This window comes from Streptomyces sp. DvalAA-14, assembly GCF_900091855.1.
In the GTDB taxonomy this organism is placed as follows: Bacteria; Actinomycetota; Actinomycetes; order Streptomycetales; family Streptomycetaceae; genus Actinacidiphila.
In genome coordinates, this window is record NZ_FMCH01000660.1 from 1 (window position 1) to 14591 (window position 14591).

At 72.0% G+C, this 14591-nt stretch carries 9 protein-coding genes and 2 pseudogenes; 1 reads left to right on the plus strand and 10 read right to left on the minus strand.

Features of this window, described 5'->3' with window-relative positions; all coding sequences use genetic code 11:
- A pseudogene (locus GA0115240_RS38955) lies at positions 1-236 on the plus strand (hypothetical protein); the annotation flags it as partial.
- Positions 237-812: 576 nt separating this feature from the next.
- Here GA0115240_RS38955 and GA0115240_RS34965 read toward each other — a convergent pair.
- From GA0115240_RS34965 to GA0115240_RS38960, 10 genes and pseudogenes are all read right to left on the minus strand, one after another.
- A complete protein-coding gene (locus tag GA0115240_RS34965; protein WP_093743134.1) occupies positions 813-2276 on the minus strand; it encodes a glutamate synthase subunit beta in 1464 nt (487 codons plus the stop codon).
- A complete protein-coding gene (gltB, locus tag GA0115240_RS34970; protein ID WP_093743136.1) occupies positions 2269-6837 on the minus strand; it encodes a glutamate synthase large subunit in 4569 nt (1522 codons plus the stop codon). The genes GA0115240_RS34965 and gltB overlap by 8 nt, the downstream gene beginning before the upstream one ends.
- 304 nt (positions 6838-7141) lie before the next feature.
- Positions 7142-8002 (minus strand): VIT1/CCC1 transporter family protein, encoded by an 861-nt coding sequence (locus GA0115240_RS34975; RefSeq protein WP_093743138.1) that lies wholly within the window; start codon positions 8000-8002, stop codon positions 7142-7144.
- A gap of 169 nt (positions 8003-8171) precedes the next feature.
- Positions 8172-9251: a prolipoprotein diacylglyceryl transferase gene (gene lgt, locus GA0115240_RS34980; protein WP_093743140.1), complete on the minus strand. Its 1080-nt coding sequence runs from the start codon at positions 9249-9251 to the stop codon at positions 8172-8174.
- Between the two features lie 75 nt (positions 9252-9326).
- Entirely contained in the window at positions 9327-10145 is an 819-nt protein-coding gene (locus tag GA0115240_RS34985; protein WP_093743142.1) for a DsbA family protein, read from the minus strand.
- Between the two features lie 99 nt (positions 10146-10244).
- The gene (gene trpA / locus GA0115240_RS34990; RefSeq protein WP_370673410.1) at positions 10245-11072 is read right to left on the minus strand and encodes a tryptophan synthase subunit alpha; all 828 of its coding nucleotides are present in this window, start codon (positions 11070-11072) and stop codon (positions 10245-10247) included.
- Positions 11073-11158: 86 nt separating this feature from the next.
- On the minus strand, positions 11159-12430 hold the full coding sequence (gene trpB / locus GA0115240_RS34995; protein WP_093743143.1) for a tryptophan synthase subunit beta: 1272 nt from the start codon (positions 12428-12430) through the stop codon (positions 11159-11161).
- 147 nt (positions 12431-12577) lie between these two features.
- Positions 12578-12721: a tryptophan biosynthesis modulator TrpM gene (gene trpM, locus GA0115240_RS39480; RefSeq protein WP_370673409.1), complete on the minus strand. Its 144-nt coding sequence runs from the start codon at positions 12719-12721 to the stop codon at positions 12578-12580.
- 537 nt (positions 12722-13258) lie between these two features.
- A complete protein-coding gene (gene trpC, locus GA0115240_RS37765; protein ID WP_218087455.1) occupies positions 13259-14068 on the minus strand; it encodes an indole-3-glycerol phosphate synthase TrpC in 810 nt (269 codons plus the stop codon).
- A gap of 372 nt (positions 14069-14440) precedes the next feature.
- Positions 14441-14587, minus strand: a pseudogene (locus GA0115240_RS38960) (DUF2752 domain-containing protein); the annotation flags it as partial.
- Positions 14588-14591: the final 4 nt, after the last annotated feature.

A 14591-nucleotide genomic window follows, 5' to 3' on the forward strand; every position in this document is an offset into this window, starting at 1 on the left:
GCGCGCCGCTGGCCGCGGCGGGCTCGGGCGACCCGCCGCCGCTACGCCAAGGACCGCCGGGCCGCACCGGCCGCGGGTGCCCCGGCGGGCGGCGACTACACGTTCGAGGCGGCCGCCTCGGGGCTGCGGGTGTCCTCCCGTGCCCGACGTGCCACCAGCGCATTCGGGTGCCGTGCCGGGGGAAGGTGCGGGTGCGGTGCACGTTGTGTCTGACGACACTGGACTGCGACACGTAGCGGCCCCACGGGGCCGCCGGCCGCGGACAACCGGCCACCACCCGGCGGATTACGGCCCGCCGCCGACTGCCGCCCCGTCGTGGCCGGCCGCGCAGTTCCCCGCGCCCCTACGGGGCACGAACGATGCACACCGCGCCCCCCAAGGGGCGCGGGGAACGGCGCGAACAAGCCCGACCCGGCGGGAACCGGCCCGCCGCCGACTGCCGCGCCATCATGGCTCGCCGCGCAGTTCCCCGCGCCCCTACGGGGCACGAACGACCCACACCGCGCCCCCCCAAAGCGGCACGAGGAACGGCGCGAACAACCCCCACCAGGCCGCAACCCGCCAACAACCCGCCAGCACTCGGCGGAGACCGGCCCGCCGGGCAGTTCCCCGCGCCCCTACGGGGCACGAACGACCCACACCGCGCCCCCCAAAGGGGCGCCAGGAACGGCGCGGGCAAGCCCCACCCGGCGGGTTACGGCCCGCCGCGCGGAAATGGTGCAGCGCCCGCCTCCTTGGTCGGGGAGTGGCGGGCGCTGCGGTGTTGCTGTGTTCCGCACTCCGTTGTGCGGGACAGGTGGGACAACTGCGGGTCAGACCGTCAGGGGGCGGTCCGTCGGGCGGATCGGGGCGTGGAGGGCGGAGGGCAGGCCCATGAGGTAGGTGTCGACCTCCTTGGCCGCGGAGCGGCCCTCGGCGATGGCCCAGACGATGAGGGACTGGCCGCGGCCCGCGTCGCCGGCCACGAAGACGCCCTCGACGTTGGTCGCGTAGGCGCCGTCGCGCGCGATGTTGCCGCGGGCGTCCAGTTCCAGGCCGAGCTGCTCGATCATGCCGTTGCCCTGGTCGGTACCGGTGAAGCCCATCGCCAGGGTGACCAGTTCGGCCGGGATGATCCGCTCGGTGCCCTCCTGCGCCACGAACGTGCCGCCCTCGAAGACCACCTCGATCAGGTGGAGTTCACGCACCCGGCCGTTCTCGTCACCGGTGAACCGCACGGTGTTGACGGCGTAGACGCGCTCGCCGCCCTCCTCGTGCGCCGAGGTGACCTTGTAGACCATCGGCATCGTCGGCCACGGCTGGTGCGCCGGGCGCTCGTCCGACGGCCGGGGCATGATCTCCAGCTGGGTGACGGACAGCGCGCCCTGCCGGTGGGCGGTGCCGACGCAGTCCGCGCCGGTGTCGCCGCCGCCGATGACCACGACGTGCTTGCCCTCGGCGGTGATCGGGGGGGCCACGAAGTCGCCCTCCTGCACCTTGTTGGACAGCGGCAGGTATTCCATCGCCTGGTGCACGCCGGCCAGCTCACGGCCCTCGACGGGCAGGTCGCGCCACTGGGTGGCGCCGGCCGCGATGACGACCGCGTCGTAGCGCTTGGCGAGCTTGGCCGCGTCGAGGTCGGTGCCGATCTGGACGCCGGTGCGGAATTTGGTGCCCTCCGCGCGCATCTGCTCGATGCGCCGGTTGATGTGCCGCTTCTCCATCTTGAACTCGGGGATGCCGTAGCGCAGTAGTCCGCCGATGCGGTCGGCGCGCTCGTAGACGGCAACCGTGTGGCCGGCCCGGGTCAGCTGCTGGGCGGCGGCCAGACCCGCGGGGCCGGAGCCGATGACGGCGACGGTCTTGCCGGACAGCCGCTCCGGGGGCTGCGGGGTCACGTCCCCGTTGTCCCAGGCCTTGTCGATGATGGTGACTTCGACGTTCTTGATGGTGACCGCGGGCTGGTTGATGCCGAGCACGCACGCGGACTCGCAGGGCGCCGGGCACAGCCGCCCGGTGAACTCCGGGAAATTGTTGGTGGCGTGCAGCCGCTCGCTGGCCGCGGTCCAGTCGCCGCGGTAGGCGTAGTCGTTCCACTCGGGGATCAGGTTCCCCAGCGGACAGCCGTTGTGGCAGAACGGGATGCCGCAGTCCATGCAGCGGCCGGCCTGCTCGCTGATGATCGGCAGCAGGCCGCCGGGAACGTAGACCTCGCTCCAGTCCTGCCGGCGCTCCTCGATCGGGCGGGTGGGGGCGCCGACCCGCGGCGTGCTGAGGAAGCCCTTGGGGTCAGCCATTTGCCGCCTCCATCATCTTCGCGGTGGTCTCGGACTCGGAGAGCCCGGCCTGCTCGGCGGCGTTCTTGGCGGCGAGCACTGCCTTGTAGTCCCTCGGCATGACCTTGCCGAAGCGGGTGAGGGCGCCGCCCCAGTCGGCGAGCAGCCGCTCGGCGACGGTGGAGGCGGTCTCCTCGAAGTGGCGGCGCACCACGTCGTGCAGCCACGTGATGTCGTCGGCGTTCAGCGGCTCGACGGCGACCATGCCGGGGTTGACGGCGGCCGGGTCCAGGTCGAGGACGTAGGCGATGCCGCCGGACATGCCGGCTGCGAAGTTCCGCCCGGTGGAGCCGAGGACGACGGCCCGGCCGCCGGTCATGTACTCGCAGCCGTGGTCGCCGACGCCTTCGGCGACCACGGTGGCACCGGAGTTGCGGACGCAGAACCGCTCGCCGGTCCGGCCGCGCAGGAACAGCTCACCGCCGGTGGCGCCGTAGGCGATGGTGTTGCCGGCGATGGTGGACTGTTCGGCGAGGTGGTCGGCGTCGCGGTCGGGGCGGACGATCACCCGGCCGCCGGACAGGCCCTTGCCGACGTAGTCGTTGGCGTCGCCCTCCAGGCGCAGCGTGATGCCGCTGGGCAGGAAGGCGCCGAAGGACTGGCCGGCCGAGCCGGTGAAGGTGATGTCGATGGTGCCTTCGGGCAGGCCGGCGCCGCCGTACTTCTTGGTCACCTCGTGGCCGAGCATGGTGCCGACCGTGCGGTTGACGTTGCGGATCGGCACCTGGGCGCGGACCGGGGCGCCGGATTCGAGCGCTTCGGCGGCGAGCCGGATCAGCTCGTTGTCCAGCGCGCGGTCCAGGCCGTGGTCCTGGCCGGTGTTGTGGTGCAGGACGGCGCCTGCGGGCAGTTCGGGCACGTACAGCAGCGGGGCCAGGTCCAGGCCCTGCGCCTTCCAGTGGTCGACGGCGCGGCCGGCGTCGATCAGCTCGGCGTGGCCGACGGCCTCCTCCAGGGTGCGGAAGCCCAGTTCGGCCAGGATCTCCCGGACCTCCTCGGCGATGAACTCGAAGAAGTTCACCACGAACTCGGGCTTGCCGCTGAAGCGTTCGCGCAGCACCGGGTTCTGGGTGGCGACACCGACCGGACAGGTGTCCAGGTGGCAGACGCGCATCATGACGCAGCCGGAGACCACCAGCGGGGCGGTGGCGAAGCCGAACTCCTCCGCGCCGAGCAGGGTGGCGATCACCACGTCCCGGCCGGTCTTGAGCTGGCCGTCGGTCTGCACGACGATACGGTCCCGCAGGCCGTTGAGCAGCAGGGTCTGCTGGGTCTCGGCCAGGCCCAGCTCCCAGGGGCCGCCGGCGTGCTTGAGCGAGGTCAGCGGGGAGGCGCCGGTGCCGCCGTCGTGTCCGGAGATCAGCACCACGTCGGCGTGCGCCTTGGACACACCGGCGGCGACGGTGCCGACACCGACCTCGGAGACCAGTTTGACGTGGACCCGCGCCTTGGGGTTGGCGTTCTTCAGGTCGTGGATGAGCTGAGCGAGGTCCTCGATGGAGTAGATGTCGTGGTGCGGCGGCGGCGAGATCAGGCCGACGCCCGCGGTGGAGTGCCGGGTGCCGGCGATCCACGGGTAGACCTTGTGGCCGGGCAGCTGGCCGCCCTCGCCGGGCTTGGCGCCCTGGGCCATCTTGATCTGGATGTCGTCGGCGTTGACCAGGTACTCGCTGGTCACCCCGAACCGGCCGGAGGCCACCTGCTTGATGGCGCTGCGCCGGGCGGGGTCGTAGAGGCGGTCCGGGTCCTCGCCGCCCTCGCCGGTGTTGGACTTGCCGCCCAGCTGGTTCATGGCGATGGCCAGCGTCTCGTGCGCCTCGCGGGAGATCGAGCCGTACGACATGGCGCCGGTGGAGAACCGCTTGACGATCTCGCTGACCGGCTCGACCTCCTCCAGCGGGACCGGCGGGCGCTCGGTCTTCAGGCCGAACAGGCCGCGCAGCGTCATCAGCCGCTCCGCCTGCTCGTTCACCCGGGAGGTGTACTGCTTGAAGATGTCGTAGCGGCGGGTGCGGGTGGCGTGCTGGAGCCGGAAGACGGTGTCCGGGTCGAACAGGTGCGGTTCGCCCTCGCGGCGCCACTGGTACTCGCCGCCGATCTCCAAGCGGCGGTGGGCGGCGGCGATCCCGGAGACCGGGTAGGCCTTGGCGTGCCGGGCGGCGACCTCCTGGGCGATGACGCCGATGCCGGCGCCGCCGATCTTGGTGTCGGTGCCGTGGAAGTAGGTGTCGACGAAGTCGGTGTCCAGGCCGACGGCTTCGAAGACCTGCGCGCCGCGGTAGGAGGCGACGGTGGAGATGCCCATCTTGGACATCACCTTCAGCACGCCCTTGCCGAGTGCCTTGATCAGGTTCCGGATCGCGGTGTCGGGGTCCCCGGCCGGCAGGAAGGTGCCGGCCCGCACCAGGTCCTCGACGGTTTCCATGGCCAGGTAGGGGTTGACGGCCGCGGCGCCGTAGCCGATGAGCAGCGCCACATGGTGCACCTCGCGCACGTCGCCGGCCTCGATGAGCAGGCCGACCTGAGTGCGCTGCTTGGTGCGGATCAGGTGGTGGTGCACCGCGGAGGTGAGCAGCAGCGACGGGATGGGGGCGTGCTCGGCGTCGGAGTGCCGGTCGGAGAGCACGATGAGGCGGGCGCCGTCCTCTATCGCGGCGTCGGTCTCGGCGCAGACCTCGGCGAGCCGGGCGGCCAGCGCCTCGCCGCCGCCGGTGACCCGGTACAGCCCCGACAAGGTGGCGGCCTTCATCCCGGGCATGTCGCCGTCGGCGTTGACGTGGATGAGCTTGGCCAGCTCGTCGTTGTCGATCACCGGGAAGGAGAGTGTGATGTTGCGACAGGAGGCGGGGCTGGGCTCCAGCAGGTTGCAGGACGGCCCGATGGTGGAGACCAGCGAGGTGACGAGCTCCTCGCGGATGGCGTCCAGCGGCGGGTTGGTGACCTGCGCGAACAGCTGGGTGAAGTAGTCGAAGAGCAGCCGGGGCCGCTCGGAGAGGGCGGCGATCGGCGCGTCGGTGCCCATGGAGCCGATCGGCTCGGCACCGGCCCGGGCCATCGGCGCCAGCAGCACCCGCAGCTCCTCCTCGGTGTAGCCGAAGGTCTGCTGGCGGCGGGTGACCGAGGCGTGGGTGTGCACGATGTGCTCGCGCTCGGGCAGGTCGGCCAGGTCGATCAGGCCGGCTTCCAGCCAGTCGCTGTACGGGTGCTCGGCGGCGATGCCGGCCTTGATCTCGTCGTCCTCGACGATGCGGTGCGAGACCGTGTCGACCAGGAACATCCGGCCGGGCTGCAGCCGGCCCTTGCGGACGATCTTCCGCGGGGCGATGTCGAGCACGCCGGACTCGGAGGCCAGCACGACCAGGCCGTCGTCGGTGACCCAGTAGCGGCCGGGCCGCAGGCCGTTGCGGTCCAGCACCGCGCCGACCAGGGAGCCGTCGGTGAAGGTGACGCAGGCCGGGCCGTCCCAGGGCTCCATGAGCGTGGAGTGGTACTGGTAGAAGGCGCGGCGGGCCGGGTCCATGGACTCGTGGTTCTCCCACGCCTCCGGGATCATCATCAGCACGCTGTGCGGCAGCGAGCGGCCGCCGAGGTGCAGCAGCTCCAGCACCTCGTCGAAGGAGGCGGTGTCGGAGGCGCCGGGCGTGCAGACCGGGAAGATCCGCTCCAGGTCACCGGCGGTGAAGCGGCTGTCGTCGGCGCTGAACAGTTCGCTGGCCAGCTGCGACTCGCGGGCCCGCATCCAGTTGCGGTTGCCCTTGACGGTGTTGATCTCGCCGTTGTGCGCCACGAAGCGGTACGGGTGGGCGAGCGGCCAGCTCGGGAAGGTGTTGGTGGAGAAGCGGGAGTGGACCAGGGCGATGGCGGTGGCGAACCGCTCGTCGGACAGGTCGGGGAAGAACGGCTCCAGCTGGCCGGTGGTCAGCATGCCCTTGTAGACGATCGTCCGCGCGGACAGCGACGGGAAGTACACGTCGGCCTCGCGTTCGGCGCGCTTGCGCAGCACGAAGGCGAGCCGGTCCAGCTCGACGCCGGAGCGCCGGCCGGCACTGTCGGACAGGAAGAGCTGGGCGAAGTACGGCATGGTGGAGCGGGAGGTCGCGCCGAGCAGGTCGGGGTCGGTCGGGACGGCGCGCCAGCCGAGGACGGTGAGGCTCTCCTCGGCGGCGATGCGCTCGATGGCGTCCACGGCCTTGGTGCGGTCGTCGTGCTCGGGCGGCAGGAAGGCGAGGCCGGCGGCGTACTGCCCGGCGGCCGGCAGGTCGAAGCCGGCGGTGGCCCGCAGGAAGGCGTCCGGGATCTGGAGCAGGATGCCCGCGCCGTCGCCCGAGTCGGGCTCGGCGCCGGTGGCGCCGCGGTGCTCCAGGTTGCGCAGGACGGTGAGCGCCTGGTCGACGAGTGCGTGGCTCGCCTCACCGGTGAGGGTGGCCACGAATCCGACGCCACAGGCGTCGTGCTCGTTGCGGGGGTCGTACATCCCCTGCGGGGCGGGGCGCCCGTCCATGAACGCGGAACGCGAACGCATGGCTCTCCCGTCGTCGTCTTTGGCTGATATGCATCGCCTGTTCACAGGCATGAGCAACAGGGACGACGTTGGCCCTCTGCGATTTCGTGCAGGTTACATGATGACCGAATGTTCGAGAAGCGGATAAACGATTCCAGTATGTGGACATACCGGAAGGTGGAGCGATCAGTTCAGGCCAGCACGTACTCACGTTCACGGGTGATGGTTGCGTTCCTGCCACGCTGCCTGGCGGCTCTGCCGACGCGTTACCGAGTGATGCCCCGTGCGGAGGGATCCGAAACGAGCGGGAAACACCGGCTTCGCATCAGCTCACCGCGGTGCCGATGAAGCTGCCCAGCACAAAGGTCATCGCACCGGCAGCTCCGCCCAGGGCAAGCTGCCGCAGGCCGCTGTACCACCAGGATCGGGCCGTGACCCGGGCCACCGCGGCGCCGCAGCCGAACAGGCCGGCCAGGGCCAGCAGCACCGACGGCCACAGCGCGGCCGCGCCCAGCAGATAGGGCAGCACCGGCAGCAGCGCGCCCAGCGCGAACGCGGTGAAGGAGGAGACCGCGGCCAGCAGCGGCGAGGGCAGATCGGTCGGGTCGACGCCGAGTTCCTCACGGGCGTGGATCGCCAGCGCCTGCTCGGGGTCGGCGGAAAGCTGCCGGGCCACCTCGTGGGCCAGCGCGGGCTCCACCCCGCGGGACACATACAGCTCGGCCAGCTCGCGCAGCTCGTCCTCCGGGTGCCGGCGCAGCTCGATCCGCTCCACGGCCAGCTCGGCCTCGACCAGCTCGCGCTGCGAGGCCACCGAGGTGTACTCGCCGGCCGCCATCGAGAAGGCGCCGGCCGCCAGCCCGGCCAGACCCGTCACCACCACGGTCCGCGCCGAGACGTCCCCGCCGGCCACCCCGGTCATCAGCGCGAGGTTGGAGACCAGGCCGTCCATGGCGCCGAACACGGCCGGACGCAGCCAGCCGCCGCTGACGTCGCGGTGGGAGTGGTGGGGTACGTGATAGGGGGCCGCGGGCTCGGCTTCGGCGGGCTGTCCGGCATCGGCGGGCTGCCCGGCAGGGCTCGGCTCGACGCCGGTCCCGACGGCGGTCCGCTCCCCGGTGGTCTGCTGGGCAGCGCTCTGCCCGACGGTGGTCTGCTCGACGGTCTCTTCGACGGCCGCGGTCATCCGATCCACCCTCCCCTGGGCGGCCCATTGCCGCCCACCGGATCGACCGTACGCACGAACCCGATCGGCCGCCAGCAAGGAAAGGCTGCCCTGACCTGCGAGAACGCCCCTCGGTGAGGGGCGTTCTCGGGTGCTCGCGTGCGGCGGACCGGGCGCCGGCGGCCGGGAGTCAGACGCTCTTGGACGCGCTTTCCGGCTGGTCAGCGGGCTCCGGATCCGGGCGCTCGGCGAGCTCCGCGCCGCCGGGCTCCTCGGTGACGGTGGCCGTTGTGGTGGCGGTGCCGGTGCCGCCGTCGGGATCCGCGGCCGTGGCCGGATCCGGAGCAGTGGAGCCGGCCGGACCCACCGGCTCGGTCCCGTCGCCGTCCCCCGCCGCCGCGGACTCGTCGGCGGCCGTTTCCGCGCCCGCCGGTACGACGGCGACCAGGTCCGGCTCGACGATCTCCTCGCGGCCGGGGTGCAGCCGGGCGGACAGCACGAAGTAGACGACGGCCCCGACGAAGACGACGATCGCCGTCCAGTCGTTGAGCCGCAGGCCCAGGATGTGGTGGGCGTCGTCCACCCGCAGGTACTCGATCCAGAACCGCCCGACCGTGTAGGAGGCGACATACAGCGCGAAGGCCCGGCCGTGCCCGAGCCGGAAGCGGCGGTCGGCCCACAGGACCAGCAGGGCCACACCCACGCACCACAGCGACTCGTACAGGAAGGTCGGCTGGTACGTCGCGATGCCCGGAGTCGCCTCCGGCCGGTGTTCCACGCCGATCTTCAGGCCCCACGGCAGGGTCGTCGGCCGCCCGTAGAGCTCCTGGTTGAACCAGTTGCCCCAACGCCCGATCGCCTGCGCCAGCGCGATGCCCGGGGCGATGGCGTCGGCGTAGACCGGCAGGGCGATGCCCCGGCGCCGGCAGCCGATCCAGGCGCCCAGCGCGCCGAGCGCGATCGCGCCCCAGATCCCGAGGCCGCCCTGCCAGACCTTGAAGGCGTCGACCCAGTCCTTGCCGTTGGTGAAGTACAGCTCGTAGTCGGTGATCACGTGGTAGAGACGTCCACCGACCAGGCCGAACGGAACCGCCCACACGGCGATGTCGGCGACCGTGCCGGCCTTGCCACCGCGGGCGAGCCACCGCTTGCTGCCGAGCCACACGGCGACGAACACGCCGATGATGATGCAGAACGCGTAGCCGCGCAGCGGGAGCGGTCCGAGGTGGACGACTCCGTGCGAGGGGCTGGGGATGAATGCGAGTTCCATGGCAATGACCGACGCTACCTTGCCGGGCGGGGGGAACGGCAACCCGCCCGGCTACGGCTGGATAACTTCCACCCGTCAGGACGGCGTCGCGGTGACCTTTCCGGGCTGCTTGCCCTTGTTCGCCTGCGCGACCATCTGCCGCAGCGAGGCCGGGGTCAGCGGGGCGGCCTGGCTGCCGAAGATGTTCTTGCCGTTGAGCAGGATGGTGGGGGTCGAGCTGAAGCCGGAGGTGTTGAAGGCGCCGTTGGACTTCTTCACCCAGCTGTTGTGTGTGCCGTTGTTCACACAGGCGGTGAAAGCCGGCGTCTTCAGCCCGCTCACCTTGCCGGCCAGCTGGAGCAGGGTGCTCTTCTTGGCGAAGGCGTCGTCCTGCTCCTCGGGCTGGTTGGCGTAGAGCACGTCGTGGTACGCCCGGAACTCGCCCGCGTCCTGGGCGCAGCCGGCGGCGTTCGCGGCGTTCAGCGAGCCGGAGCCGCCGAGATTGCCGTCGATGAGCGTCACCAGGTGGTATTCGGTGCGCATCTGCCCGCTGTTCTCCAAGTCGTGGATAGTCGGCGTGAAGGACTTCTCGAAGGAGTCGCAGGCCGGGCAGCGGAAGTCCTCGTAGATCGTCAGGGCCGACGGCGCGTTGCCGGCGCCGACCGGGATGACCAGCTTGTCGGTGCCGATGGCGCCCTTGGGAGCGCTGACCGCGCCGGCCGAGTCGGTGCCGCCCCCGCCACCGCTGTTGTCGGAGACGACCACGCCGATCAGCGCACCGACGACCAGCACGCCGACCACCGCGCCCGCCACGATCGTCGTCCGCTTGCGCTTGGCCTGCTTCTGCTCCTTCGCCCGCTGTTCCTGGAGCGCCTCGCGGGCGCTGCGTTTCCTGTCACGGTTGTTGTCGCTCACGTCCCTGGCAACGGTGTGGGGAGACGCTGAGCGTCTCCCCACACCGTTTTTCGCCCTCCGGGGTGACAAGAATCCGTCCCCGGGGTGACGCCGCGGGGCTCAGCCGCGCTTGCGGACACCCGCGGCGAGTTCGGCGGCCAGGGCCCGTACCGCGTCGAGCCCGGCGGGCAGGTCGCCGTCATGGTCCAGCAGCCGCTTGACGAACGCCGATCCGACGATCACCCCGTCGGCGAAGCCGGCCACCTCGGCCGCCTGGGCCGCGTCGGACACGCCGAGGCCCACGCAGACCGGCAGCTCGGTACCGGCCCGGGTGCGGCGCACCAGGTCGGCGGCCTGCGCGCCGACGCTCGCCCGGGTGCCGGTCACGCCCATCAGCGAGGCGGCGTAGACGAAGCCGGTACCGGCCGCGGTGATCTTGGCCAGCCGTTCGTCACGGCTGGACGGCGCCACCACGAAGACGGTGGCCAGACCGTGCTGCTGGGCCGCCGCGCGCCACCCCTCGGACTCCTCCACCGGCAGGTCGGGCAGGATGCAGCCCGCGCCGCCGGCCTCGGCGAGCTCCGCGGCGAACCGTTCGGCGCCGTACCGGTCCACCGGGTTCCAGTACGTCATCACCAGCACGGGCCTGCCACTGGCGGCGTGCGCCTCCCGGACGGTCCGCAGCACGTCCGCGACCCGGACCCCGTTCTTCAGCGCGATGTCGTCGGCGGTCTGGATGACCGGTCCGTCGAGCACCGGGTCGCTGTGCGGCAGGCCGACCTCGACGATGTCGGCGCCGCCCTCGAAGACGGCCTTCACCGCTTCGATGCCGCCGTCGACGGTCGGGAACCCGGCCGGGAGGTAGGCGATGAGGGCGGCCCGGCCCTCGGCCCGGGCGCCCGCGAGGGTCTGCTCCAGCAGGGCGATCCGGCCGCCGGAGGCGGGCAGGGACCGGCCGGTCGTGGACTGCTGTGCCGAGGTCTGCTCAGCCGCGGACTGCTGTGCCGCGGTCTGCTGTGCCGTTGTCTGCGCGCTCACTTCGCCGCCACCTCGTGCTCCTCGTCGACGTCGCCCGTCGGCTCGTACAGCCCGAAGTAGCGGGCCGCGGTGTCCATGTCCTTGTCGCCGCGCCCGGACAGATTGACCAGGACCAGGCCGTCGGGGCCCAGTTCACGGCCGATCTCCAGCGCGCCGGCCAGCGCGTGGGCGCTCTCGATGGCCGGGATGATGCCCTCGGTACGGGACAGCAGCCGCAGGGCCTGCATCGCCGCGTCGTCGGTGACCGCCCGGTACTCGGCGCGGCCGGAGTCCTTCAGATAGGAGTGCTCCGGGCCGACCCCCGGGTAGTCCAGGCCGGCCGAGATGGAATACGGCTCGGTGATCTGGCCCTCGTCGTCCTGGAGGACGTAGGAACGGGAGCCGTGCAGGATGCCGGGCTCGCCCCGGCTGAGGGTGGCGGCGTGCTCGCCGGTCTCCAGGCCGTGGCCGGCCGGTTCGCAGCCGACCAGCCGGACGCCGGTGTCCGGCAGGAAGGCGTGGAAGAGTCCCATCGCGTTGGAGCCGCCGCCCACGCAGGCCACCGCGGCGTCGGGCAGGCGCCCGGCGCGCTCCAGCAGCTGCCGGCGGGCCTCGATGCCGATCACCCGGTGGAAGTCGCGGACCAGGGCCGGGAAGGGGTGCGGGCCGGCCACCGTACCGAACAGGTAGTGGGTGTGGTCGACATTGGCCACCCAGTCGCGGAAGGCCTCGTTGATGGCGTCCTTGAGGGTGCGGCTGCCGGACTTCACCGCGATGACCTCGGCGCCGAGCATGCGCATCCGGGCGACATTGAGGGCCTGCCGCCGGGTGTCGACCTCACCCATGTAGATGGTGCAGTCCAGGCCGAACAAGGCGCAGGCGGTGGCGGTGGCCACGCCGTGCTGCCCGGCCCCGGTCTCGGCGATGACCCTCGTCTTGCCCATCCGGCGGGTGAGCAGGGTCTGGCCGAGCACATTGTTGATCTTGTGCGAGCCGGTGTGGTTGAGGTCCTCGCGCTTGAGGAAGACCCGGGCGCCGCCCGCCTGCTCGGCGAATCGCGGCACTTCGGTGAGGGGGCTGGGGCGGCCGGCGTAGTTGACCATCAGGTCGTTCAGCTCGGCGGCGAAGGCGGGGTCCGCCTTGGCCTTCTCGTACTCGACGGCGACCTCGTCCACGGCGGCGACCAGCGCTTCCGGGATGAATTTGCCGCCGAAGGCCCCGAAATACCCGTCGGCGCTCGGGATGAGGCCTTCGGGGTCGGGAAAGAAGAACTCGGTTGTTTCTGACATGGGTGTCCCCTGGCAGGTGGGTCAATGTGGGTCAATGACGTCACTGACGTCAGTGGCTGATGGGGTGCGGGGGCGGCGGGCCGTCCTGGCCCGCCTGGCAGACCCGGCCGGTCCGGCCGTACGTTCGCCACCCGCGGTGGTCGCGGATCAGCCGCGACGCCATCGCCTGCCGTTCACCTGGCCGGGCTCGCACCCGATCACATACCGCACCCGCCGCCCGAGCACCCGCCGCGCTGGCGCGCGGCAGCCGCGGGGGCGGCAACCGGGGGCGAGGCGGGAGGCGATGGGCACGCCTCGGAGTCTACGGGGTCGCCGGGGGTTCCCCTCCCCCCGGCGCGGGTGAGCGGACGGGGTGCGGGTCCGCCGCGGCTCGTCGCGCAGTTCCCCGCGCCCCTGGGGATGTCCCGTCCGTGCGAAAGCCGCCGGTCCGTCGTGGCTCGTCGCGCAGTTCCCCGCGCCCCTGGGGATGTCCCGTCCGCCCGTAAGCTGCCGGTCCGTCGTGGCTCGTCGCGCAGTTCCCCGCGCCCCTGGGGATGTCCCGTCCGCGCGTAAGCTGCCGGTCCGTCATCGCTGAGCGCGCCCCGTGAGTTGCCGTGCGCGCGCAAGGTGCGCCCCAGGACCTGCTGGTCGCGCCACGGGGTGGCGGAGCCGAAAAGGGGCGCGAGGAACTGCGCGACAAGCCACCCACCGCCCGACGATCCGGCGACAACCCGAAGCCCCGAATCAGGCGGACCCGAAAAGGGGCGCGAGGAACTGCGCGACAAGCCACCCACCGGCGGACGGTCCGGCGACAACCCGGGGCCCCACAACGGGCGGACCCCGAAAAAGCTAATCGCGCCCGTTGCGCAAAGCGGGATGCGCCCCCGCCGCCACCAGATCCGCCACCGCGCCGCGCGGATTCTGCCCGGTGACCAGCGACTCCCCGACCAGCACCGCGTCCGCGCCGTCATGCGCGTAGGCGATCAGGTCGTGCGGCCCGCGCACTCCCGACTCGGCGATCTTGACGATGTGGTCCGGGATCACCGGCGCGACCCGCGCGAACGTGCCGCGGTCGACCTCGAGGGTCTTGAGGTTGCGCGCGTTGACGCCGATGATGCGGGCGCCGGCGTCCACCGCGCGCCCGACCTCCTCCTCGTCGTGCACCTCGACCAGCGGGGTGAGCCCGATGGACTCGGCCCGCTCGACCAGCGAGACCAGAGCGGACTGGTCCAGGGCCGAGACGATCAGCAGGGCGAGGTCCGCGCCGTAGGCCCTGGCCTCCCACAGCTGGTAGGCGGTGACGATGAAGTCCTTGCGGAGCACCGGGATGTCCACCCTGGCGCGGACCGCTTCGAGGTCGGCGAGCGAGCCGCCGAACCTGCGCTGCTCGGTGAGGACGCTGATCGCCGCGGCGCCGCCCGCCTCGTAGTCGGCGGCCAGGCCGGCCGGATCGGCGATCGCGGCGAGCGCGCCCTTGGACGGGCTGGACCGCTTGACCTCGCAGATCACCGTGACGCCCTCGCTCTTCAGGGCCGCCACCCCGTCCTTGGCGTCGCGTGCGCGGGCGGCCCGCTGCTTGAGGTCGTCGAGGGACACCCGGGCCTGGCGCTCGGCGAGGTCGGCTCGGACTCCGTCGATGATCTCGTCGAGCACACTCACGCGAGAACTCCCCTTCCGGCCGGATCGAGCAGCGAAATGATCAAGCCAGGGGCGACCGCCACCGGCACCCCCGATGGTAACGGGCAGCGGCCTGACTCCTCGCATCCGGTGATGGGACCGCCCGCCACCTGGACGAATGCCCGGCCGGGGCCGCCGGAGCGGGGGCGGCCTCAGGGTGCGAGGGCGGCGCCGAACGACAGATTCCGGACAACGGTGAAGACCAGTACGAGGGCGAGCAGCAGATGCCGGTGGCGAGACCGCGAGGGCGGGCGCGAAAGGGCGGCCGCGCAGCGCCCGGCTGAACCAGACCGCCCACAGGGCCGCGAAGGCCAGGTAGCCGGCCACCGCCAGCGCGTTGCAGCCCAGCGCGGTGCGCAGCTGGCCGTGCACGAGGGCGTGGGCACCGCGCAGTCCGCCGCAGCCGGGGCAGAGGATCCCGGTGTAATAGCGCAGCGGGCAGAGCGGGTAGTGCCCCGGGCTGTTCGGATCGACGGCGCCGACATAGCCGAAGGCAGCCACGACG